Raw genomic sequence first — 21487 nt, 5'->3', positions numbered from 1 at the left:
GTTATGAACGTGAAACAGACACTGAAAGAATTCGCGCCGTGGGCGTGGATCGGGTCGTGGGCGGGGCTTGTGACGCACATGCTCGGCCTGCTGACGCCGCTGTTCGCGCTGGTCGGTGACGACCCGCGGCTGTGGATTGCGCTCGGGAGCGGGACGATTACGCTGTCGTCCAGCATCCCGTGGCTCTCCCAGTCGATGGCGATCTCGATCTTCGCCGGCATCATGTCGCTCATCGTGCTGCGAAAGGTGCATACGCGGCTCGTGAACGGAGAAACAGATGATTAGGAAACTCACAGACACGGCACGGTACACGTATCGCATGCTGACTATCCGGGCGGACACCGAGCCCCGGCTTCGAGACCTTCGAGACCCGGTAATCGCGGGGGTGTTCATCGCGTCGCTGCTGACGTTCTGTAGCGCGGTTCTGTTCGCGCTGTCAGGGGCGCTGGTGTTCGCCGTCGCCGGAGCCATCCTCGGCTTCGTCTACCTCGGATTCACGGACTCGATGCTCCGCTTCATCGCTCTTGAGGACGGTGAGCCGAACCCGTACACCGACGGCTTGGTGCTCGGGGAGGTGGCGGCGTGAAGCGGTGGTATCTGGTCGCGCCGCTGGCCATCGGCGGCGGGCTCGGGGCGATGCTGGTCGACCCGATGCTGACGCCGCTGGGCGTGCTGGCCGTGATGCTGCCGGTGTGGATTTACCGGTCACGCGGCCGGCTCGGTGACCCGAAACAGACGCTGAAACAGGTCGGGCAAGAGGCCGGGAAGAGCACGCAGGCGGCCAGCGTCGGCGCCGTCGGGCTGCTGTCCGGGCTGTGGTTCTTCGCCTCGACGCTGTTCGAATCCGGCGGCGAAATCCTGGGGACGCTCGGCGGGATGGCGGCGCAGGTGCCGCTGCCGCTGGCGTACTGGGGGACGACGACGGTCGGCCTGCTCGGGCTGAACGGGAACATTTCGACGGCGACGTTCGCCGGGTTCGCGCTGCTGGCGTTCGGGCTCGGAATCGCCGCGAAGTACGCGACCGCCTGAGGGAGCTCAGCATGAACACGCGCACTCTCGCGGCTGTGCTGGTGGTTGTGGGGGCGCTGGTGGCGGTCCCGGTTATCGGGGCGGTCACGGGCGTCTCGGCAGCCTCGGCACCCGCAAACCAGACTGCGACGTCGTCGTACAGCTACGACGAACTGGCCAGAGGCGGCACGCAGGTCAGCCAGGAGTTCCCGTCGGTGCGGCAAGTCGACGGGAGCGGCTACTGGCTGGTCAGGTATCCGCCGTCGGGCTTCGCGAGCTACGGCTCGCGCGGCAGCCAGCAGTTCATCTCGCCGTCGACGACGGTCCGCCGGCAGCAGATCCGGCTGTTCAGCGGCGACTTCGGTGAGAACGAACAGCTTCCGCTGACGGTCGTCTACTGGCGGGCGTCGACGGAGACGCGGACGGTGACTGAGGGGAACACGTCTACGACGAAGACCGTGAAGACCGCGGAGGTCATCGCGGTCGACGAGAAGCAGCTCACGCTCGAGGGCGTGTTCCGTCCGCACGCGGACATCGGGCTCCGCGAGTTCTACGACGACCAGGTGCGCGTGACGATGTGGTCACCGGCGCAGCCCGAGCTCCGGTGGACGTTCAAGCTGAAGACCGTCGCGACGGCCGCGCCGGTCAACATCAACGACCAGAGCGACCTGCAGCGGTACCTGCTCTGGTGGGTTGTGCTGCCCGGGCTGGCGTGTGTTCTCGGCGGCCAGTACACCGGGAGCTACTTCAACCGAGAAGGCGGCGCCGGCCCTGACCGGCGCGCGAAGCTCATCGGCGGCGGCCTGTTCCTCGCCGGAGCGATGTGGCTGTTCGGCTACGTCGCGCTGGCGAGCCTCATCGTGTCGCTGCCGCTGGCGTGGGCATTCGCGCTCGGCTGGACGGCGTTCGCGAACGCCTGGGACCAGCAGAACACGGTGCAGAGCGTCGCGTTCGTGCGACTGAACACCGAGCAGATGCCGTCGCCGCTGGAAAGCGTCGACGACCTTGAGGAGGACGCCGACGAGGACAGCGTCTCGCAGGTGCTCGATGCGGTCGGCGGCGAGATGACCGACTTCGACCTGGTGGAGATGCCGAACGGTGACCTCGCGGTCTACGAGTCCGGCTTCGACGCCTGGTACGCCCGGTTCAGCGGCTGTTACACCAAGATGAACATCCGTAACCAGAAGGCGGAGGTCGAACTCTCGGGCGGCTCCGAGTACGATAAGCTGGTGTTCGTCGCGCAGGACCCGGAGACGGAGCTGGTCGCGCACACCGCGGAGACGACGGTCGTCGCGTGGCCGTGGAAAACCCACGGCGTCGACACCGGGGACGATGAAGACGCGGAGCCGCCGACCGACGAGGAGCTCCAGAAGATGTCGGTGCTGCCCGGGTCGCTGTCGATGGAGCACTACCTGCAGACTGGCGCCGTGGCCGCGGTGTTCGCGGCGTCGATGGTCGGCGCCTCGCAGTTCATCGGGTCGTGGCTCTGGGGCGCGCTCGCGTACGTCCCGCTGCGGCTGTACTTCACGAAGCCCGTGAAGGGGTACGCGCGGACGTCGGTGGCGCCGGGGCTTGCGAGAGCAGCGTGGGCGACCGCGTTCTACCAGGAGATCGCGATGAAGCGGTTCGGGTCCATCACCGACATGGCGAAGACGATCATGCGGATGGACCAGCGCGACAACAACCTCGTCGAGGCGCTGCGGGAAGCCCGCGACGAGGAGTCCATCACGAGCGACGCCGTCAACCGGGACTCCGTCCCGTTCGAATCCGAGATGGTCGAGGAGGACCCGGCGACGTCGTCCTCGGCGGCCGGAGGTGACGACTGATGCAGCCTGCCGAGGGCTGGGACGGCGCCGACCACGACTCCGACGGCGGCGAGGAGCGCGCGACGGACGGCGGCGTGGCGCCGGCGTCGCTCGAGGAGGTGCAGACGGTGAGTCAGCCGTCGACGCCGGACAGCGACCAGGACCTGGTGACGGCGCTCGAGGAGCGGCTCGAGCGGATGCAGTCCGCGCATCCGGCGCAGGACAAGCTCCACCGTGACCAGCGCGACCTCCTGGAGCGCTGGGAGCAGCGCGGCTACACCAGCCGGACGGCGCTGCTGAAAGACCTGCTCGAGTCGGCGTGGCTGTCGCTCGGCCGCGTGAACCCGAACTGGTACGCGGAGGTCGCCCGCGACGACGTCCTGGTGTCGTGTCTCGTGACGAGCGACCGGCGGACACGGTACCGGCCGAACCCGGTCGACCTGGAGGCGGCCCAGCGGCACCGGCGCCGGCTTGCGAAGAAGTATCTGCGGCCGGCGTGCCGCGCCGGGTTCCGCGAAATCCGGGCGGACGCCGCCGAATACGTCCAAGAAGACAACCGGGTGAACCTCGCGGACGTCTCGATGTTCGCGATGCGACCGGCTATCGAGTGGCTGAAACAGAAACAGGAGATTGCGCTGGACCAGTTCCTCGCCGGCTTCGGCAGCGAGGACCGGCTCGACCGGTGGCTGCACCGATTCGACGAGGTGACGCTCGGGCAGTCCCACCGGATCGAGTCGGACCTGGACTGGCGGATCGAACTGGAGGAGGCAGCAAAACGCATCCTTCTCGAGGACTCGGGGCGGCGCGCCGAGGAGCGGCGCCGCGAGGACATGGCGGCGCGAATCGTTCTGCCGGCGATGGCGCTCGCGCCGCCGCTGGCGATGCAGCACGCACAGGAGCTCCGCGAGGAGTCGGACGAGAGCAACCTGCGCGAATTCGACATGACAAATCCAGATTCATGAGCACGACCTACGGAAGCAGCGAGTTCGACCTCCCGAAGCCGGAGAACCTGCCGGAGCCGCATACGGAGACGCGGCAGTACCGGCGAATCACCGGGCAGCCGGACAACCGGCTGCATACGGACGCCGAGTATCTTCGGCGCCGGTTCGGGATGCCGCGGCTGCCCTCGTACGAGGAGGTGCGGCCGTCGGACGCAGTGGTACAGCGCGCCATCGAGGCTGACGACCCGGAGGCGAAAGACCCGATTCCGCTGACGCCGCGGATCTACGACCATACGTGGGGCGGCGGCGTCGAACGGGTGTCCGGCGGCCAGGGCGTGTTTCTCGTCGGGCCGGAGGGCCGCGGGAAGTCGACGTTGTTCCGGCGGCTGTCGGCCGCGGAGATGGAGCACAACGACGCGTACGTGGTGTGGCGCGCAGTCACCGGGTCGCGGTCAGAGTGGCTGCCGTTCGCGCCCATCGCCCGGATCTGCATCCCGCACGGCTACGAGGCGACCGCCCGGCTCGTCCCGAAAGAGGAGCGGCCGGACGTCTCCGGCGTCGACGTGCCGCTCGAGGACATCGCTCGCGAGGTCGTCGAGTACCGCGACGTGATGCATCTGAACCAGCAGGTGATGGAGCGCGGCTGTTTCCACGTCGTGTTCCCGGACCCGGAGCTGCGTGGCTGCCAGTACGTCTACGAGGAGTCGGACCGGCGTGTCGCGAACAAGCGGCAGGAGGTCCGGTTCAGCGAGGACGACCCGGCGGACCACTGGTGGTTCGGCTGGGGGCTCAGCCAGGTGGAGCAGCCGATGCCGGGCTGGGTGGCGTGGTTCTGCGACGAGGTGCAGTCGCTGGCCGCCGAGGGCGTCGCCAACGACAAGTTCCTGACGCGGATGAAGGTGAAGCTCATCGGCGAGGCGATGGAGGACTTCCGGAAGAACGGCGTGGCGCGCTACTTCGCGGGCCACAAGTACAAGCACGCGCACTCGCTGTGGCGCGACCGCATCCGGTTCCGGGTCCACATGAGCGGGTCGGCGAACCCGCGGACGAGCCGCGCTGCGTCCATCCCGGCCGGCATGGAGACGGTGCCGATGGAGACGGACCTGATTTCGAACGAGGCAATCGGGGCCGGCGTCCTGTACGACGAGTCCGAGTTCGAAGTGATTCGGTGGCCGCCGAGCGACAAGCCGATCTCCGGCGACCTGAAGGTGTACCTCGAGCCAGCCACGGACTCGACCACCCGGGGGGATGCGGCGTGATCCGCGCCGCGTCGCTGCGGCTCGCTGCGAGCTCGTGCTTCGAGCGCTTCCGAGAAGCGTCGCGAACCCGAGGGGTCGCGTCGCAGAAATCGGCGGGCGTCACCCCGCCCCGGCGGTTCGCGGTCGGCGCCGGCGGCGTTTACGCGCGCGCGGTATTCAGACATGACGCGAATACCCCCCACGGGTCTGGGCGGGCAGTACTGCGTGCGCGGCCAGGCGCCTCGACGCTCCTTGGAACCTGCGCGAAACCTGAGACGTTCGGCGGGCTGAGCGAGGTGAGCACGTGAGTCGAGACAGCAGGCGCGGCGTGGCGCTGCTGCTGGTCGTGCTGGTCGTCGCGAGCGCGGTCGTGCCGACGGCGGCGCTCGGCCAGACGTCGCTGACAGGCGAGATTAGTATCTCGGCTGATGCGGCGACGGACGGCTCGACGTTCAGCTTCGACCTCGCGGACCCGGACGGCGCGAAGAACGCGACGGCGACGCTGACCGGCGTGGAGTCGACGGCGACCGAGAGCTCGTCGGCGACAGCGCTGGCTGACGGCGGGACGCTGCCGGTGGACGTCGCCGGAACGGAGCCGGCGCGCGGGCCGGCGTCGGGCGCACCGCAAGTGACGTTCGTCGGGACCGAGGAGACGCGCGGCGCGTTCTGGTCCGGGACGGCCTCGAGCGGGTCGACGGACAGCATCTCGGTCAGCGGGAACCGCGACCCGACGAACACGACGGTGACGTTCACTGGTTCGGCGTCGACGGGGTCGCGGTACACGCCGACCGGTACGGGTGACTCTACGATTACCGTGAATGGTGACCTGCCGCCGGTCGGGCCGTCGAGCGGCGGGAATCCGACAATCAAGTTCGTCGGTCGGGAATCGTCGACCTCGCGGTCCGTGTCGTCCGGCGTCGTTGCCGACGGCGCGTCGACGAGTTACTCGGTCGGCGGGGACCAGCCCGCAGTTAACGAGCAGGTGACGTTCCGCGGGGAGACGACGACGGCGAACGGCGACGCCTCGTTTACCGGCCTCTCGCCAGGAACCTCGCGGACGTTCACGAACGGCAACATCGCCCCGACCGGCCCGGCGAGCGGAAACCCACGGCTGTCGGTCACAGCCCACACCGGTTCAGGGTATCAAGAGTGGTCAAGTCTCGACAGCTATCTCGGCGGGGGCGGCGAAACCGCCAAAGAATACACCGTCGGCGGCGCCCCGAGTCAGACCTACTCAAAATTGTCATTCGACTTAACGGAAGCTGACACCGGGAGTGACCATACGGGAACGGTCAGAATTGCGTTAGTGAACGGTGAGAGCGCCGACATGGACGTGTCCGACGGGACCGTGATTTATGAGCAGTCACGAACCCTCAAATCGGGGACTACAACCGTCGACGTGCAGGATTTCACGGCGCAGTCAACTCTCACGCTCCGAATCACGCTGCTCAACTTCGGTGAAAGCTACGATTTCCGCACGCAGACGGGTGCTCCAGCAGGATACGCGACTTGGCCGGCCGGGAACGGCGGGAGCGGGTACAGCTACAACCGTTACGGGTCGTGGGTGCTGATACCGCAGCAGCCCTCCTCCGTCTCGGTGTCGTTCAACGACGGCACGACCACGTCAATCGGCAGCATGACCGCCGGAGAGACAGTTACGCGCTCCGTCAACCTGTCCGCGTCGGCGTCGTCGCTCACCGTGAACGCTGACGCTGGCACGTTCGACGTGTCGCTGACCAAAACCGACCGGACGGCGACCGAGAACCCGTCCGTGGACGTCGACGGCGACGGCTCCGCCGACGCGAGCGTTTCGGGAATTCTAACTGAAGGCGAAACGAAGACCGTGTCAACAGACGGCCTCACGCCGGGGAGCTACACTGCACCAACGTCGACCGCCGCAGGTTCGTCGGTGTCGTGGACGCTGTCATTCGACGAAGTCAGTGCGACCACGGATCCGTCAGTTGACGTAAACGGTGACGGGTCTGCGGACGCGGCGTACTCGGGCGTGTTGGCGTCAGGTGAAAACGCGACGGTGCCACTGGACTCGCTGACAAGTGGTTCTGCCACGGTCGACTCATCGACGGCGAGCGGCCCGCTGCCGGACTGGACAGTCATTTACGACGAACGGGTTGCGACAGAGGACCCGGGCGTCGACATCGGGAACGACGGCACCGTCGACGCCGAGTACAGCGGCGTGCTCGGCCCAGGGGAGACGGCGACGGTCGCAGTGTCCAACGGGACGCTCGCAACCGGGTCGAACCAGCTCGGGTTCAGCGGTTCCGGGCCGGCGTTCGACTGGGAGCTCCAGACGACGGAGCACATCGTGACGGAGAACCCGGCGCTGGACCTGAACGGTGACGGGTCGCCGGATGCGTCGTACAGCGGGACGCTGGCTCCCGGTGCGACGGTGTCGCGGAGTCTCGGTAACGTGACGCCTGGGAGCTACTCGGCGACCGTCGCGACGTCGGGGTGGTCGACAACGAGCGTGAACCTGACGTACACTGAGGTGACGCACTCGGCGTCGCCGACGGTCGTAGTGAACGGCAACACGTTCAGTACGTCGTCGACGCTGGCGCCGGGCGAGCAGACGACGCTGAACATCTCCGAGAGCGCGCTCGTGGATGGCGAGAACCAGCTGGTCGTCCGTGTCGGGCAGGAGTTGTCCGCGGACGCGCCGGTGCCGAGGGTTGGGCTGCACTACCAGCAGCAGGCGCAGACGACGCACGAGACGCGGTACAACGCGACCGCGTGGCGCGAGGAGCGCTGGGTGAACAAGACGTTCGCCGAGGACCAACAGAACGCGACGTTGACGATGTCGCTGCACGACTCGGTAGTCTCGGTGAGTACCTTGGAGATCGCCCGCGGCGAGAACGCGTCGTACAGCCGGATGGAGTCGGCCGCGTACAGCTACGAGAACGGGACGCTGACCGCGGAACTCGGCGACGTCTCTGAGGGTGAAACGGTCCGTATCCACGTTATCGGGCACCGGGTCCGGGTCCGGAATGGCGAAATCACTATCGAGGACCCGACGACGCCGGGCCACAAGCTGGACACGGAGATTCGGGTGGTGAACGCGTCGGACGGGTTCGCGCTCGGTGTCGCGAACAGCCGCGTGCTGGACGCGACGAACATGGAGTGGCAGAACCCGTCGCCGGAGTCACGGATCACTGCGGACGGCCGGCAGTGGCTTCGGTTCCCGAACGCGGTCGAGGAGTCGACGGCGCGACTCACGTACTCGCCGCTGGTCGCTGAACCGAAGCGCGGCGATGTCGTCGTCACGGTCCAGTCGGTCGGCGACCGGCAGTTCGCCGTTGATCCGGGGCAGACCGTGGGCGACCCGGTCGTGTTCACCTGGCTGCGGGCGACCGAAGGCGAGCGGTATACGCTGTGGTCGACCAGTCACCGTGCGACGTACGACCAGGCGAAGGCTGCCGAGAACGGCGTCGCGTTGACCGACGACGACTCGGCGGAGACACTGAAAATCATCCCTGCGCAAGAGGAGAGTATCTCGACGCCGCTGGGGTCGCAGACGCTGCGTATCGGCGCCGTCATCGGCGGCATCGCTGGGTCGTTCGCGCTGCTGTATCTGCTGATGACGAAGTACGGCGATGGCGTGAACAGCCGGCGGGACTACGCTCTCCTCGCCGGTGTCTCACTGGCGGTGACCGCCATCGGCGTTGAGGTCGTCGCGCCGGGGACGTTCCGGCAGATGCTGACACAGGGGCCGCTTCCGGTGATGGTCGGCGGCGCGCTGGCGCTGCTGACGCTGCTGTTCGGGTCGCGGTACCTCCCGGGCGGGCGACGCATCCGGATCGCCGGCATCATCGTCGGCGCTGTCCTCGTGAGCATCCTCGGCCTGGAGTTCATCGCGCCGGGCTCCATCGCTGACAACCTCGGTGGGTCGCTCGCGGCCGGCCTTGAGCCTGCGATTCGACTCGGCGGCGTGCTGGGTGTCGGGCTCGGTGCGTACGCCGTCTGGCGGTACCTGAACGGCGGCTCGTCCGGGTCGGGTGGCTCCGGTGGGTCGGGGTCGGATGACTCGGACAGTGACGTGACGGTCGTGAACCGGCTCCCTGAGAGCCTCAAGTCGGACGGAGGGAACAACTGATGGCGCTGGATTTGGTGGCCGGGTTGCTCCGGCCGCTCGTCGAACTGGCGCTCGACAAGATCGGCGTCGAGGGTGTCGCCGCCGGCAGCATCATCGGCACGGCAGGGCTGGCGTACACGGGCTACAAGCTCGCGTGGATTGCGGGGTTCGCGCGGACAGTCGCCCGGTCCGCCGCGCTGTACGGTGTCGTCGCCGCCGTCGCGGTCATGGTCGCACTCATCGGGCTCGTGAAGCTCGGTGTACTTGACGTCGAGGCGCTGCTCGGGCTCCTGACGGCCACGGCGCCGGAGGTGGCGCTGTGACATCAGCGCCGCTGGTCCTCCCGGTCGGGATGCTTGAGGCCGCCATCGTCTGGGGTGGCCGACTCGCGAAGCTGCTGCTCGCAGCACTGATCGGCTACGTGGTGCTGAGTCAGAGCTGGCGCGCGAGCAAGTACATCGTCTCGTCGGCGTGGTATCGCCGCATCGCCGTCGGCCACTTAGCGCTGGTTCTCACGCTGGTGCTGCTGGGCGCCGTCGACGGCGTCCTAAGTGCGGTCATCGGGACGTCGGTCGCCGAGTTGGCGCTGGACCCGCTGACGAAGGTCCTCCAAGAGGTGCCGCTGTGATGCTCGCGACAGCCCACCGGGTCGCCGCAACCGTCCAACGGGCCGTCACGGTGGCGTTCATGCCAGCGGACCGGGTCGCGAGGTACCATCCGCGAACCGGGTACGCTGTGGCAGCCATCCTGTGGGGGCTGTCGATGTACGAGGCGTCCCTCGCGACGCTCGGGCCGCTGTGGGGGCTCCACTCTGTTCTGGTGACTGCTGGGTTCACGTACGCGGCCTACACCGGATTCCGGACAGCTGAGGCTGACTACGACCGGCCGTCGTACGTGGTCGCGGAGAGCCTCGCTGGCGCCGTCACTGCCTCGCTTGTCGTCGGAGCGGTTGAGCCGCCGGTCGTCGCTACGACCGGCAGCCTCTCTGCCGACCTGGTGCTACAGTACCCGCACTACTTGGCGGCGCTGGCGGTGTACGCGGGTGCGGTCGTGTTCGGCGTCGTCCGAACTGGCGCCGCGTTCGGCCGGTCACTGCTGTACCTGTACCGTGGCCCGAAACAGACGCCCGAGGAGCGTGTCCTCGGCGAACCACTGGACGAGACGGAGACCGATGAGCAGTAACGTGGATTCAGCGCGGGAAATCGCGGTCGGAGAAGCGCGCGCACAGGACGTCATGGACACCGTGGTCCTCGAGGGCCAGGTAGTGAAGCGGTCCGCGGTCCGACCGAAGGTGGACGTCGCCGTGTGGTGCTGTCAGCGGTGCCGGAGGCCGCAGCGGCCGATTCAGCAGGGCCTCGGGCCGCTCCGAAAACCGGCGGTGTCGCGGTGCTGTGACCGGAAGACGGCGAACTACTACCTGGACAAAGAGGAGTCGGACTGGGTCGACTGGATGAAGGTGCGGCTGCAGGAGCCGCCAGAGGCGCTGTCGGACGGCGCCGCCGAGTCGGTGGATCTCTACCTGACTCGAGACCTCGCACGGAAGGATATCGAGAGTGGCCAACGTGTGCGTGTGACGGCGACGTTCCAGCCGGTCAGCGACCGTGGCCAGACGGTGTTCAAGAAGGCGTACGTCGTCGACGACCTCGAGCCGCTGGACGACGACATGGTGTCGTCGGGTGACGTCGATGAGGCGCTGCTCGGCGACCTTCGGCGGGCGGCCGACCCGGTGCCGGCGCTGGCACGGGCGGCGCTGCCGCATCATGAGGGTGACGAGCATCTGAAAGAGGCGCTGGTGCTGCAACTCGTCGGGGGACGTGACGTGGACGGCGAGAACGGGAAGGAGTACCGCGGGACGATGCACATCGCGACCATCGGCGACCCGGGGACCGGGAAGAGCAACTTCGGGGACGCCATCCAGCGGCTGTCGCGTCGGGGCGCGAAGGCGTCAGGGAACGACGGAACGTCGGCGGCGGGGCTGACTGCCGCCATCACGAAGGACGGCTTCACGGACGGCACTGCGACCATCACGGCGGGCGCTGTGCCGAAGGCGTCCGGTGGCGCGCTGTTCGTCGACGAACTGGACAGCGCCGGGTCGAGCGAGCAGCACGCGCTCCTGGAGGCGATGGAGGACGGTCAGATCACTATCGAGAAGTACGGGCAGCAGGCGACGCTGCGGGCTGACACAGCTGTCTTCGCGGCGGCGAACCCGGACGACGGCCACTTCCACGAGGACGAACCGGCTATCGCGCAGTCGTCGCTGTACTCGCCGCTGCTGACCCGATTCGACCTTATCTTCTGTCCCCGGGAGCGCACCGAGGAGGCGGAGATCGACGCGGTCGGCGGCCACGTCTTGGACTCGTGGGACGCGGCCGCGAAGCAAGCGTCGGGCGTCGACGTCGACGACTCGCTCCTCGAGGACGTCGAGGCGGATGTTGACGAGGCGACGCTCCGGGCGTATCTGTCGGAAGCACAGGAGTATGACCCGGTGTTCGGCGACGACGCTGTGAAGGACGCGCTGCGGCTGTGGTACGTGGAGACGAAGCTGCGGCTGGTCGAGCAGGAGCGCGAGGTCGGCCGGGAGCTGCCGGTGACGCCGCGGTCGCTCCACGACATCGTCCGGCTGGCATCCGCGAGCGCTCGAGCGCGGCATTCGGACACTATCGAGATGCGGGACGCTGAGCGTGCGACGCGGCTGAAGACGCGGATGTTCCGGGAGTGCGGACTCGACCCCGGCGATGAGGTAATCGTCGAGGTTGACGAGGACGGCCAAGCGGTAGTGTCGGATGAGTCACCGACGGGCGCGGTGCTGGAGGCAGTTGCCGACCTGAAGTACGAGGGCGAAGGCTACGGCGCCAACCGCGGAGCCGTCGTCGAATCGGTCGCCGAGGAGACCGGGACGGAGACGGCGGATGTCGAGCAGCTCGTCGAGGACATGGTCGCGACGGGGACGTTGGACGTCGTCAGCGAGGGGAGGGTGACGGCATGACGGTCTCCGTGGACCTGCTGGTGGCTGCCGGTATCTTCGTGTCGTGCGTGGCTATCTCGACGGCGAAGGGGATGCTCGAGGAGCGCGGCGGGAAGTTGCCGGTGGAGTGGCAGGCGCGTCTGGGGCTGCTGGACTTGCGGGACCCGCGGACGAAAGCGGAGATCGACGTTGCGTACCGGCGCGACCTCATCTCTGAGGCGGAGATGGAGCGGCGGAAGCAGGTGTTGTTGGACGACCGGAACGAGCAGATTTTCCGGGCGGTGACGGCGGTGTCGGGTATCGGGCCGAAGAAGGCGCTGAACATCGCAGCGACGTTCGAAAGCGAGCGGGCGGTGCGGCGTGCGTCGCTCGAGGAGCTGGAGCAGGTGCCCGGTATCGGCCCGAAGTACGCGGAGGCGATCAAGGCGCGTCTGGGGCGTGAGGTGCCGGACACGCCGCGGGTGGCGATGGAGGCGCACGAGGCCGGCGTCACGTAGGGTGTGGCGTCGGCCGGTTCGGCGGGTGATGCAGCCCGGCTGGGCCGAGGCCCGGGCTGCGACGACGGATGAGCGACAATTCTTTGGGTACCACCTGCGTACCACGATGTATGAGCACAGACACGGACGACAACGGCGACATGGTGAAACTCAACGTCAAGGTCCCGAAGCGGCTGCTGGAGGAGATCGACGAATTGGCCGAGGAACTGGAGTATACCAACCGGTCGGAGTTTATCCGGGAGGTGCTACGCGACACCACGGAGCCGATTCTGACGCCTGGCGCACAGGAGGGAGTTTCGGAGGGGTATGCGGACGTGGAGGCGGGCCGGACAATGTCGACAGAAGAGGCCCGCGAACGCCTCGGTATCGACGAGGACTGAGGGCCAAACAGTGGGTCACGACGTCGTTCTGACGGAGACGTTGGTCGAAACGCTGGAACAGTTCGAGACGGAGGATGCGGAGCGAATCCTCAACAAGCTGGAGGACATCGAGGACTTCCCTGGTCACTTCCTTGACCGGCTGAAGAACCATCCTGGCTACAAGCTTCGTGTCGGTGACTTCCGCCTGCTGGTCGATTGGGACAAGGACAACGAGGTGCTCTACGCCATCGACGCGTTCGAACGGAAGAAAGAGTACCGTGAGCTCGGGAAGTATCGAGAGGTCTGGGGGTCGTGGCGAGACGATGAGTAGGCGATAACTGCTCTGGCGACGGGGATCGGGTTCGTTGGCGAGATGAAGCGGGGCGGGGCTGTTTCTGCGGTGCGGAGGTATTGTGTTGCGGAGGGGGTGCGGTCCGAGCCGCGAAGCGGCGAGGGGTATTTGGCTTCTTGTGCCCTTAGGCACACTCCGTAAGGGGTGCTGTGTCAGCTGGCGGGACGGCGCGGTTCGACCCACGGTTCACTGTCGTTGCCTGGCTTCCCTGAACACAAGCGTAGTTGAGGATTAGAGGGTTTTAGCGCGACTTCGGTGTCTGAAAAGAAGGTGGTGGGCGGTGATGCCTCTCACGTGTCGGCGCGCTACCGGGGGGTCGCCGACCGGGTCGTGCCGAAGCTCGCGCGTTTGTTTCCGCAGATTTTCACGCGGCCTGCCTCCTCGAGGACGACGTTTTTGGACTCGCGGACGGCGCCGTCACGTTCGGCGGCGGACCAGCGGAAGCGGGTGTCGTCGACGAAGGTTCGTGCGGCGCTGGTGCCGTCCTGGTAGGCTGCTTCGAAGCCAGCGCGGAGTAGTTCTTCCAGGTGGCGTTCGGCGAGTGGCCGGCCGGTGAGGTCGACCAGGAGGCCGTCGGCGGTCTCTTCGATGTGTGCGAGGTGGCGGCGGGCCCAGCGGCCGAGTGCCGAGCTGGCGTCGGCGAATCGCTGTGCTTGGTCGGCGAGTTGGCCGGCTTTGCCGCGCACCCACTCCATGGCGTTGTTGAACGACCCGAGGAGTTCGTCGATGCGGTCGCGGACGACGCCGTCTTCGAAGCCGACGCGGCCGTTTTCGACGCGCAGGATGTCGTCGAAGTTGTCGACGGCGCGGTAGACGGTGGACTTGCTGACGTCGGCGCGGTCGGCGACGTCGCGCCAGTGCTGTGCGGAGCCGCCGTCGGCGACGGCGCTGACGACGCCGCGCTGGTCGGGTGACGGGCCGCCTTGTGCGAACTGGCGGAGGGCGGCGGCGTTCTCGTGGGCCTCGACGCGCGGCATCGGGTCGGGGACGATCTCGACGTGGTCGCGGACGGATTCGGTCGGCTCCCAGTACTCGTCGGCGGTGTAGACGCGGTCGTCGGCGCGGGTGCTGACGTTCGCCCAGTCGAGGGTGTTGATCAGCGCGTCCTCCATCTCCTGGATGAGGTCCTGGAAGTCGAGGACGTCGTCGCTGCGCCACGGGACGGAGCCTTCTGGGTTGTGTTCGTTGGAGAACTGCATCTCCAGTTTCGGGTCGGCGAGCGGGTCGTCGTCGCTGGATGTCGACTCACCGCGGGCGAAAAAGGGGTGGTAGTACTTGAGGAGCTTCGCGAAGTGGTTGTCTGGGAGGAGCTTCTTCCAGGCGACGTTGTCGAGGGTGACGGCGGTTCGGTGGCCCATCACGTCCTCGTTGTCCCAGTGGTACTCGCCGGTGCTGCCTTCGGTGGTGGAGCCGAAGCGGGCGAGCCGGTCGATGAGGGCGCCGCGGCCGACGAGTTTGCGTTCGCCGATGTCGCGGTCGAGGCGGACGTACATGCCGACGCCGAAGGCGCGGCTCCAGCTGTGGATGCGGTCGTCGGCGAAGTAGTCCGGGTTGATGTCGAGGTGGTCGGCGAGCGCCCGGAGGACCTCTAGTGCGTCCTGTGGCCCGACGTTTGAGGAGCCGATTTGGACGCGGACGCCGTACGGCATGTCGCGCGGCATGTTCCCGATTTGGTCGCCGGTCTCGCTGTGGGTTGCGACCGGGAGCGCCGGCCGGAACTGCAGCGAGATCTTCCGCTCGGCGACCTGGTCGATGGCGCGGATACCGATTTGGTACTCGTTGAAGGCGTCGAACGATTGGCCGCGGGCGGCGAGCTTGCCTTCCCAGAACTTGACGCCGCCGTCTTCGTCGCCGTCGATGAACTCCCATTCGTCGCCGAGCGCGTCGAACGTCCCGTAGCGCTGCTCGAGGACGGAGTGTTCCTCCCACTGAGAGACGATGGCCCAGTACGGCGATATGGCGTCGTCGTCGTGGCGCTGCAGTACCTCGCCATCGCTGAGGTCGGAGACGTCGTCGTCGCCGAAGGCGTCGTAGTTCTCCTCGGTGAACAGGAGATGGGCGTTTACTTCGTGGATGTGCGGCTCGATGACCGGGATCGGGTCGTCGGGGTCGATGGACTCCGGGATGCCTGGGTCGTCGACGCCGAGTGTGGCGCGACGTCGGGCGCTGTCGGCTTTCTCGGTGTCCGTGGGCTGCTGGTCGCGTCGGCGAGCAGCGGCGCGCTCGTTGGACGCGAGCCGCGTCTCCTGGTCGATGTGGCTCCGGACGTTCGCTGCGTCGTCTGCAGCCAGGAGCCGGTCGGCGTCGGCGGAGTCGACGTCGGACTCGATGGAGTCGTCGGCCGCGGATTCGACGATGTCGACGTCGCTGTCCAACTGGTCGAGAAAGTCGATGCGGTCCTCGTCGTCGGTCACGCCGACTCACCTCCGAACTCGGTCAGCGAGGTCGGCGTCGGCGCGCTGGAGCGTTCCAGGTCCGACGGGTCAGGGGAGTGGACGATGTCGACGTCGAGGGAGTCGGCGAGGACGTCGGCGAGGAGCCGTCGGTGGCAGTAGGTGGCGTCTTTCTCCCAGCAGACGAGCCAGACCGGCGTGTCGTCCTCGAGGCGGCTGCGAAGGGTGCCGAGGACCTGCTGCTGGCCGGCGTTCGTGAGGAACTCTCGGTATCGCTGTTCGAAGTCGATGCTGTCCCACGCGATGGCGGATGGTCGGCGGGCTTCGTCGCGTTCGGCGGCCTGTTCGACGGCTTTGTACGCGTCGAGCAGGGTTGGCGGTGGCGCCAGTGCGGGGATGTTTCGGTCGACGACGTCTTCGACGAACTCCTGCGGGTAGCGAACGACACCGACTACGACTGCGTCGTGGTCGGGTTCGACGACGCTGCCGAAGCCACCGAAGTAGGTGGTCCTGACTGTGCTCACCGCGTGTCACCTCGGCTGTACCGCGAGAGGCCGTGTGGGCGGGCTTCGATCACGTCGGCTTCGGTCCACGTCGAGGGGACGCGGTCGACGTCGCCGGAACGGACTTCGTGGCGGACGTCGGCGCCGACGCCGTCGTAGGCAGCGACGACGCGGTGTTCGACGACGGCGCCGCGCCGTTCGATGCTCGTGTACGGTGTCTCGGACCACTCCGCGAGCAGAAGTTCGTTACTCGGCACGGGCGACCACCTCGGTTAGTCCGTCCTCGTGCGTGAACCGCCACAGAAGGTGTCGAGACGTTCGAATCTCGTGGATGAACACTGCTTCGCAGTCCTGGCACATCGCATCTGACTGCGTCTGGTATTCGAGGTCGCCGTCGCACTCGGGGCAGTCCTCGAAGTGGTGAGGAGTACGAGGGCCAGAGCTCTCACTCGTCACGGGGAGCCACCTCCTCGATGCGGACCCACCAAGCGCCTTCGAGCTCGACTACGGCTTCCCACGAGTACACGTCGGCGATGTGCCCACCGTCCACGTCGTCGTACGCACGCGCCAGCAGACGGCTCTCTTCGCGGTCGGGCTCGTCACTCGCCATCTGGATCACCTCCGTTCTGCTGTTCCTCTCCGCGGAGCGCGCGCCTGACTGACTCTTCGCAGTCGAGCCAGCCGTGCTTCTGTCGGTTCGCGCGGAGCCAGTCGCCGGCGCGGTCGACCGGGACGCTTCCGGACGCGGTCTCGGTGAGCTTCGCGTTGACAGCGAGGTAGTCGACCTGGTCGTCGGGGTCGGCGGTTTCGTAGAGGACGCGGCCGTCGGTGAGCAGTGCGACGCGGACGAACTCGCCGCCGCGGATGCGTTTCGGAGCGTCCTCGAGGGCGGTAAAGCGCCGGCCGACGACGGCGAACTCGTCGGGGTCGTCGTCGAGGATGTGGCTCGGCGCCGACTGGAGCCGCGTCCAGATGCCGGGGTGGTGGTCGCGGAACCACGCGAGGTGGAATCCACAGAAGCGGGCGTCGCCGCCCTCCGGTGCGGGGACCGCGAAGACTGCGGGGTCGTCGCAGTGGCCGGCTTCACACTCGTGGCTGTCGTCGAGCGGGCCGACGTCGGGCTCGAGGTCGCGGCGGATCTGCCGGTCGCGGGAGGCGACCGAGCTGGCGCGGCCGGAGCTCATTCGGCATCACCCGTGTCGTCGGGCTCGTACGGGTCCGCGGCCCGAAGGGCGGTGTACGTGCGGTCGTCCAGGACGGGTGCGACGCCCTGGAGATCCACGCCGTGGCGTGCGAGTTCGCGGGTCGCTTGGTCGGCTGCACGACGGAGTGTTTCGTCGTCGATGTCCTCGTCGGTGAGGATTTTGAGGTACTCCGTCATCGTGGCCCTCCGTCGGTGAGGGTGGGTGCGTCGACGCGGCTGCCGCGGTTGCGGTTGGAGTCGGTTTGCGGGTCGACTTTGTCGACGTCTTTGCCGGCGGCGCTGCCGGCGATGATGCGGCCGCGGGTGTCACAGGCGGGGCAGCGGTGGGCGATGTCGTTGTCGTCGCCGAAGACGCGGCAGAAGCGGCGGGTGACGTGGACGCCGCAGTGGCGGCAGGTTCGGGAGCCGCCGGTATCGAGGCGGTTCATGGCCGACACCTCCCGAAATCACGAGCTGGGCACTGTTGGTCTGGGTCGTGGATGAACCCGCCGCAGTAGTCGCAGATGGGGGAGGGGAGGTTGTCGAGGTCGAGACTGAGGACCTTAGACATAAACCCCACCCCCGGAAACCGCAGTACAGCGGCGGATTTGAGGGGTTATAAAGCGATGGACTCGCCGGGATTTGAACCCGGGGCCTCTCCCATGCCAAGGGAGTGATCTACCACTGATCTACGAGCCCGCGCTGCACATCGACGTACCGCGGTTCGATAGATAAGCCCTTCGACTCAGGGGGCGGTTCGGTACGCGGGCGCACGGCCCGGGTCGACGGCGAACCCGAAACGGTTTACTGCGCGCCGCGACGATTGGTCGTTGGGAACAGCACGGCCGCAAATCTGACTCGCCCGTTTGGGCTTGGGATTGCGGAGGTGCCCCCGTCGGTCAGCGGCGCAGCGCGGCGCATCCGCGTCGGCGTCCGCGTGATCGGCGGCGGCTCGCTCGCTTCTGCGGCCCTTGTTCCAATCTCAGAACGATGGCACGAATGCATACACGCCGCCGCGGGTCGTCCGGTTCGGACAACCCGGCGGCAGACGAACCCCCGGAGTGGAGTGACGTCGACGCGGACGCGGTGGAGGAGCGCGTCGTCGAACTCGCAGAGCAGGGGCACGACCCCAGCCAGATCGGTCTGAAGCTTCGCGACGAGGGCGTGAAAGGCACGCCTGTCCCGGACGTGAAGCTCGCGACCGGCAAGAAGGTCACCGAGATTCTGGAGGAGCACGACGCTGCTCCGGAGCTCCCGGAGGACCTCCGGAATCTCTTCGAGCGCGCGGTGCGGCTCCGCGAGCACATGGAGGAGAATCCGCAGGACGCGCAGAACAAGCGCGCGCTCCAGAACACCGAGTCGAAGATTCGCCGCCTGGTGAACTACTACCGGGGCGACGAGCTCGACGAGGACTTCACGTACAGCTACGACGTCGCCGTCGACCTGCTCGACGAGCAGTAACCACAGACGACCCACGAATCACGAGGACCACACCGACATGTCGTCGACGCAGCCCGGCCGCGCGGACGCAGACCCGGAGCGCGTAGCGTCTGCGCTGTCGACCGCGGGCTTCGTTCGGCTGTGCGCGCGCCCGACGGGGGACGCGCTCGCGGCGGCGGGCCTGCTGGCGCGGGCGCTTCGCGACCGCGGCACGCCGTTCCACGTCCGCACCACCCGCGACGGGTCGGTGCCGGCCGGCGACGGGACCGCGGTGGCGCTCGGCTGGGACGCGCCGGACGCGCAGTCCGTCCGCGGCGAGGACCGGCCGCTGTCGGTCGTCGCCGCGTCGGTCGTCGACGCGCTCGGCGCCGAGCCGGACCCGGTCGTCGGGTTGGCCGGCGTCGTCGCCGCGGAGGCGGTTCCGGGCGGCGCGGGCAGCGGCGCGCTGCTGGAGGAGGCGGAGCGCCGCGGCGCCGTTCGGCGCCGACCGGGCGTCGCGGTTCCGACCGCGGACGTCGCGGACGGGCTCGCGTCGTCGACGCTGCTCCGCCTGCCGTGCTCCGGCGACCCGGAGGCGGCGCGGGCGCTGCTCGCCGACCTCGGCTTCCCGGCCGAGCCGGACGACGACGCGCATCGGCGGCTGGCTTCGGCGGTGGCGCTGGACGCGACCGCCGAGGCGCCGCCGCGGGCGACCGAGGCCGTCGAACGCGCGCTCCGGCCGTACGCGACGCCGACCGGGCCGTTCGAGACGCTCGGCGGCTACGCGGACGTCCTGGACGCCGTCGCCCGGGAGCGGCCCGGCGTCGGCGTGTCGCTGGCGCTCGGTGCCGACGCGGCGCGCGCTGACGCGCTGGAGTGCTGGCGGACGCACGCCGGCACCGCCCACGGCTTCCTCGACGACCCGACGACGGGCCGCTACGACGGCGTGTTCGTCGTCCGGGTCGACGCGGAGCCGACGGCGGTGCCGGCGCTCGCGACGGCGGCGCGGCTGGCTCGCGACTACCGGTCGCCGGAGCCGGTCGCGCTCGTCGTCGCCCGCGTCGCAGACGGCGGCGACGAGGCGGACGGCGCTGGCGACGACGCGGTCGGCGGCGCGGCCGCCGCCGCAGCAGCACCCGACGCCGACGCCGACGTGAGCGCGGCGCTCGCGGCGGCGGCCGACGCGACCGGCGGCGACGCGACCGGCGACGGTCGGCGCGGCGACGCCCGGTTCGACGGCGACGTCCAGGCGTTCGTTCAGGCGTTCAGGGAGGCGGTGCAGCCGTGACCGGGGAGCAGCGACGCTCCGCGGTCGTGGAGACCCGTCACCGCGACGCCGACGCGGCCGCGACCGTCGCGGCCGCGGTCAGCCCGGACAACACCGCCGACGTCGACACCGAAGCGGACGCCGACCGCGTCGAGACCCGCATCAGCCGGGAGCGCACCGGTGGCCTGCAGGCGTCGACCGACGACTACCTCGTGAACGTGGCAGTGGCGACGGACGTCATCGAAACCGCACGCAGCTACACCAACACACAATGAGTGAACGTTCAGTCTCACGACAGCGACAGGGCAAGCGCTGGTACACAGTGCTCGCCCCCGAGCAGTTCGACCGCGAGGAGCTGGGTGAGACCATGGCAGAGGAACCGAATCAGGTCATCGGACGGACCGTCGAGACGACGCTCGGCGAACTCACCGGCGACCAGGGACAGAACAACACGAAGCTGACGTTCAAGATCACGGACGTCGGCTCGGACTCCGCGTACACGGAGTTCACGCAGTACGAGCTGACGCGCGACTACCTGCGCTCGCTCGTCCGCCGCGGCGCCTCGAAGGTCGACCTCACCATCACGGTGCTGACGACCGACGACTACCGCGTCCGCATCCAGCCGGTCGCGTTCACGACGAAGAAGGCCGACCGCAGCCAGGAGCAGGCCATCCGCTCGGTCATGATCGACCTCGTGGAGGAGGCCGCCGAGGAGCGCACCTTCGAGCAGCTCGTCGACTCGGTCGTCGAAGGGCGGCTCAGCTCCGCCATCTACGGCGAGGCGAAGCAGATCTACCCGCTCCGCCGCGTCGAAGTGAAGAAGCTCAGCCTCGAAGCGCGCCCCGAAGAGGTCGCCGCCGAGGAGGAAGCCGCAGTCGACGTCGCCGACGAGGACGTCGACGTCGAAGAGTAGCGCGTCGACGCGCCGCTCCGCGGCTCACGATTCGTTCTCCCGTTTTTGTCGCGCGACGCCGCCGAGACAGCCGACGGTACCTCACTCTTCGACGACGACGACGCCCTGCATGCCGGCCTGCTCGTGCGGGATGCAGAAGTACTGGTAGGTCCCGGCGACTTCGAACGTGTGGCTGTACGTCTGCCCGGTCGTGATCGCGCCGCGTTTGCCGTCCCACGCGTCGCGGGCGGCCTGCTCGGTGTCGAAGCCGCCGGTCGCGAAGTACTCGGCGTCGTCCGGAATCTCGTCGCCGTAGGCGGTGACGGAGTGCGCCCGCGTCGACGTGTTCTTCCAGACGACGGTGTCGCCGACGCTGACGGACACCTTGTACGGCATGAACGCCTGCGCGGTCATGCCGACGTCGTAGCCGTCCGGGTTGGGCGTCAGGTTCAGACAGCCCGCGAGCGACGCAGACGCAGCGGCGCCGGCGCCCGCGAGAAAGCGGCGTCTGTCCATGTCCGAGGGTCGGCACCGCGCGGGCTTATGGGCCGCGGTTCCGGGTTCGCCGCCGGCCGGAG

General features: G+C 68.1%; 27 protein-coding genes and 1 tRNA gene. 18 read left to right on the top strand and 10 right to left on the bottom strand.

Annotated features, from left to right (window positions below; genetic code table 11):
- Positions 1-3 precede the first annotated feature (3 nt).
- From ACQUS7_RS01060 to ACQUS7_RS00995, 14 genes are all read left to right on the top strand, one after another.
- Positions 4-285 carry a hypothetical protein gene (locus tag ACQUS7_RS01060; RefSeq protein WP_435143721.1) on the top strand — a complete coding sequence of 94 codons (282 nt, stop codon included), beginning with the start codon at positions 4-6 and terminating at the stop codon, positions 283-285.
- Positions 278-586, top strand: a complete 309-nt coding sequence (locus ACQUS7_RS01055) for a hypothetical protein (RefSeq protein ID WP_435143720.1) — start codon at positions 278-280, stop codon at positions 584-586. The genes ACQUS7_RS01060 and ACQUS7_RS01055 overlap by 8 nt, the downstream gene beginning before the upstream one ends.
- A complete protein-coding gene (locus tag ACQUS7_RS01050) occupies positions 583-1029 on the top strand; it encodes a hypothetical protein (RefSeq protein ID WP_435143717.1) in 447 nt (148 codons plus the stop codon). Before ACQUS7_RS01055 ends, ACQUS7_RS01050 begins: the two co-directional genes overlap by 4 nt.
- A gap of 11 nt (positions 1030-1040) precedes the next feature.
- On the top strand, positions 1041-2834 hold the full coding sequence (locus ACQUS7_RS01045) for a hypothetical protein (protein WP_435143714.1): 1794 nt from the start codon (positions 1041-1043) through the stop codon (positions 2832-2834).
- Positions 2834-3775: a hypothetical protein gene (locus tag ACQUS7_RS01040; RefSeq protein ID WP_435143711.1), complete on the top strand. Its 942-nt coding sequence runs from the start codon at positions 2834-2836 to the stop codon at positions 3773-3775. Before ACQUS7_RS01045 ends, ACQUS7_RS01040 begins: the two co-directional genes overlap by 1 nt.
- On the top strand, positions 3772-5013 hold the full coding sequence (locus ACQUS7_RS01035; protein ID WP_435143709.1) for a hypothetical protein: 1242 nt from the start codon (positions 3772-3774) through the stop codon (positions 5011-5013). Before ACQUS7_RS01040 ends, ACQUS7_RS01035 begins: the two co-directional genes overlap by 4 nt.
- A gap of 283 nt (positions 5014-5296) precedes the next feature.
- Entirely contained in the window at positions 5297-9100 is a 3804-nt protein-coding gene (locus ACQUS7_RS01030) for a hypothetical protein (RefSeq protein ID WP_435143707.1), read from the top strand.
- Positions 9100-9402: a hypothetical protein gene (locus tag ACQUS7_RS01025; protein ID WP_435143702.1), complete on the top strand. Its 303-nt coding sequence runs from the start codon at positions 9100-9102 to the stop codon at positions 9400-9402. The genes ACQUS7_RS01030 and ACQUS7_RS01025 overlap by 1 nt, the downstream gene beginning before the upstream one ends.
- A complete protein-coding gene (locus tag ACQUS7_RS01020; protein ID WP_435143699.1) occupies positions 9399-9707 on the top strand; it encodes a hypothetical protein in 309 nt (102 codons plus the stop codon). The genes ACQUS7_RS01025 and ACQUS7_RS01020 overlap by 4 nt, the downstream gene beginning before the upstream one ends.
- Complete coding sequence (locus ACQUS7_RS01015) at positions 9704-10261, top strand: hypothetical protein (RefSeq protein WP_435143696.1); 558 nt, start codon at positions 9704-9706, stop codon at positions 10259-10261. The genes ACQUS7_RS01020 and ACQUS7_RS01015 overlap by 4 nt, the downstream gene beginning before the upstream one ends.
- The gene (locus ACQUS7_RS01010) at positions 10251-12065 is read left to right on the top strand and encodes a sigma 54-interacting transcriptional regulator (RefSeq protein WP_435143694.1); all 1815 of its coding nucleotides are present in this window, start codon (positions 10251-10253) and stop codon (positions 12063-12065) included. Before ACQUS7_RS01015 ends, ACQUS7_RS01010 begins: the two co-directional genes overlap by 11 nt.
- Entirely contained in the window at positions 12062-12541 is a 480-nt protein-coding gene (locus ACQUS7_RS01005; protein WP_435143691.1) for a helix-hairpin-helix domain-containing protein, read from the top strand. Before ACQUS7_RS01010 ends, ACQUS7_RS01005 begins: the two co-directional genes overlap by 4 nt.
- A 110-nt stretch (positions 12542-12651) precedes the next feature.
- A complete protein-coding gene (locus ACQUS7_RS01000; protein WP_435143689.1) occupies positions 12652-12921 on the top strand; it encodes a ribbon-helix-helix domain-containing protein in 270 nt (89 codons plus the stop codon).
- A gap of 10 nt (positions 12922-12931) precedes the next feature.
- Positions 12932-13231: a type II toxin-antitoxin system RelE family toxin gene (locus tag ACQUS7_RS00995; RefSeq protein ID WP_435143686.1), complete on the top strand. Its 300-nt coding sequence runs from the start codon at positions 12932-12934 to the stop codon at positions 13229-13231.
- Between the two features lie 326 nt (positions 13232-13557).
- Here the strand turns inward: ACQUS7_RS00995 and ACQUS7_RS00990 are convergent, their stop codons facing one another.
- The 9 genes from ACQUS7_RS00990 to ACQUS7_RS00950 form a co-directional block, all read right to left on the bottom strand.
- Positions 13558-15666 carry a TetR/AcrR family transcriptional regulator gene (locus ACQUS7_RS00990; RefSeq protein ID WP_435143683.1) on the bottom strand — a complete coding sequence of 703 codons (2109 nt, stop codon included), beginning with the start codon at positions 15664-15666 and terminating at the stop codon, positions 13558-13560.
- Positions 15663-16169 carry a DUF488 family protein, N3 subclade gene (locus tag ACQUS7_RS00985; protein WP_435143680.1) on the bottom strand — a complete coding sequence of 169 codons (507 nt, stop codon included), beginning with the start codon at positions 16167-16169 and terminating at the stop codon, positions 15663-15665. The genes ACQUS7_RS00990 and ACQUS7_RS00985 overlap by 4 nt, the downstream gene beginning before the upstream one ends.
- Entirely contained in the window at positions 16166-16405 is a 240-nt protein-coding gene (locus tag ACQUS7_RS00980) for a hypothetical protein (RefSeq protein ID WP_435143677.1), read from the bottom strand. The genes ACQUS7_RS00985 and ACQUS7_RS00980 overlap by 4 nt, the downstream gene beginning before the upstream one ends.
- Positions 16395-16604, bottom strand: coding sequence for a hypothetical protein (locus ACQUS7_RS00975; protein ID WP_435143674.1), 210 nt, complete (start codon positions 16602-16604; stop codon positions 16395-16397). Before ACQUS7_RS00975 ends, ACQUS7_RS00980 begins: the two co-directional genes overlap by 11 nt.
- Positions 16594-16758, bottom strand: a complete 165-nt coding sequence (locus ACQUS7_RS00970) for a hypothetical protein (RefSeq protein WP_435143672.1) — start codon at positions 16756-16758, stop codon at positions 16594-16596. Before ACQUS7_RS00970 ends, ACQUS7_RS00975 begins: the two co-directional genes overlap by 11 nt.
- Positions 16748-17332: a hypothetical protein gene (locus tag ACQUS7_RS00965; RefSeq protein ID WP_435143669.1), complete on the bottom strand. Its 585-nt coding sequence runs from the start codon at positions 17330-17332 to the stop codon at positions 16748-16750. Before ACQUS7_RS00965 ends, ACQUS7_RS00970 begins: the two co-directional genes overlap by 11 nt.
- Positions 17329-17529, bottom strand: coding sequence for a hypothetical protein (locus ACQUS7_RS00960; protein ID WP_435143667.1), 201 nt, complete (start codon positions 17527-17529; stop codon positions 17329-17331). The genes ACQUS7_RS00965 and ACQUS7_RS00960 overlap by 4 nt, the downstream gene beginning before the upstream one ends.
- Entirely contained in the window at positions 17526-17780 is a 255-nt protein-coding gene (locus tag ACQUS7_RS00955) for a DUF7563 family protein (RefSeq protein ID WP_435143664.1), read from the bottom strand. The genes ACQUS7_RS00960 and ACQUS7_RS00955 overlap by 4 nt, the downstream gene beginning before the upstream one ends.
- A gap of 178 nt (positions 17781-17958) precedes the next feature.
- Positions 17959-18030 (bottom strand) — tRNA-Ala (locus ACQUS7_RS00950).
- Positions 18031-18321: 291 nt separating this feature from the next.
- Here ACQUS7_RS00950 and ACQUS7_RS00945 point away from each other — a divergent pair.
- The 4 genes from ACQUS7_RS00945 to ACQUS7_RS00930 are packed head-to-tail and all read left to right on the top strand — an operon-like array spanning position 18322 to position 20930.
- On the top strand, positions 18322-18792 hold the full coding sequence (locus ACQUS7_RS00945; protein ID WP_435143661.1) for a 30S ribosomal protein S15: 471 nt from the start codon (positions 18322-18324) through the stop codon (positions 18790-18792).
- Between the two features lie 37 nt (positions 18793-18829).
- Entirely contained in the window at positions 18830-20038 is a 1209-nt protein-coding gene (locus tag ACQUS7_RS00940; RefSeq protein ID WP_435143658.1) for an exonuclease RecJ, read from the top strand.
- The gene (locus tag ACQUS7_RS00935) at positions 20035-20292 is read left to right on the top strand and encodes a KEOPS complex subunit Pcc1 (protein WP_435128659.1); all 258 of its coding nucleotides are present in this window, start codon (positions 20035-20037) and stop codon (positions 20290-20292) included. The genes ACQUS7_RS00940 and ACQUS7_RS00935 overlap by 4 nt, the downstream gene beginning before the upstream one ends.
- Positions 20289-20930, top strand: a complete 642-nt coding sequence (locus ACQUS7_RS00930; RefSeq protein ID WP_435128662.1) for a 30S ribosomal protein S3ae — start codon at positions 20289-20291, stop codon at positions 20928-20930. The genes ACQUS7_RS00935 and ACQUS7_RS00930 overlap by 4 nt, the downstream gene beginning before the upstream one ends.
- 81 nt (positions 20931-21011) lie before the next feature.
- On the opposite strand, the gene ACQUS7_RS00925 is transcribed toward ACQUS7_RS00930, so the two are convergent.
- A complete protein-coding gene (locus ACQUS7_RS00925; protein WP_435143653.1) occupies positions 21012-21425 on the bottom strand; it encodes a plastocyanin/azurin family copper-binding protein in 414 nt (137 codons plus the stop codon).
- Between the last annotated feature and the right edge of the window lie 62 nt (positions 21426-21487).

The organism is Halobaculum sp. P14, from assembly GCF_051195155.1.
Taxonomy (GTDB): Archaea; Halobacteriota; Halobacteria; order Halobacteriales; family Haloferacaceae; genus JBNTKA01.
Note: the sequence above shows the minus strand (reverse complement) of the source record. Positions and strands in the feature narration are given on the sequence as shown.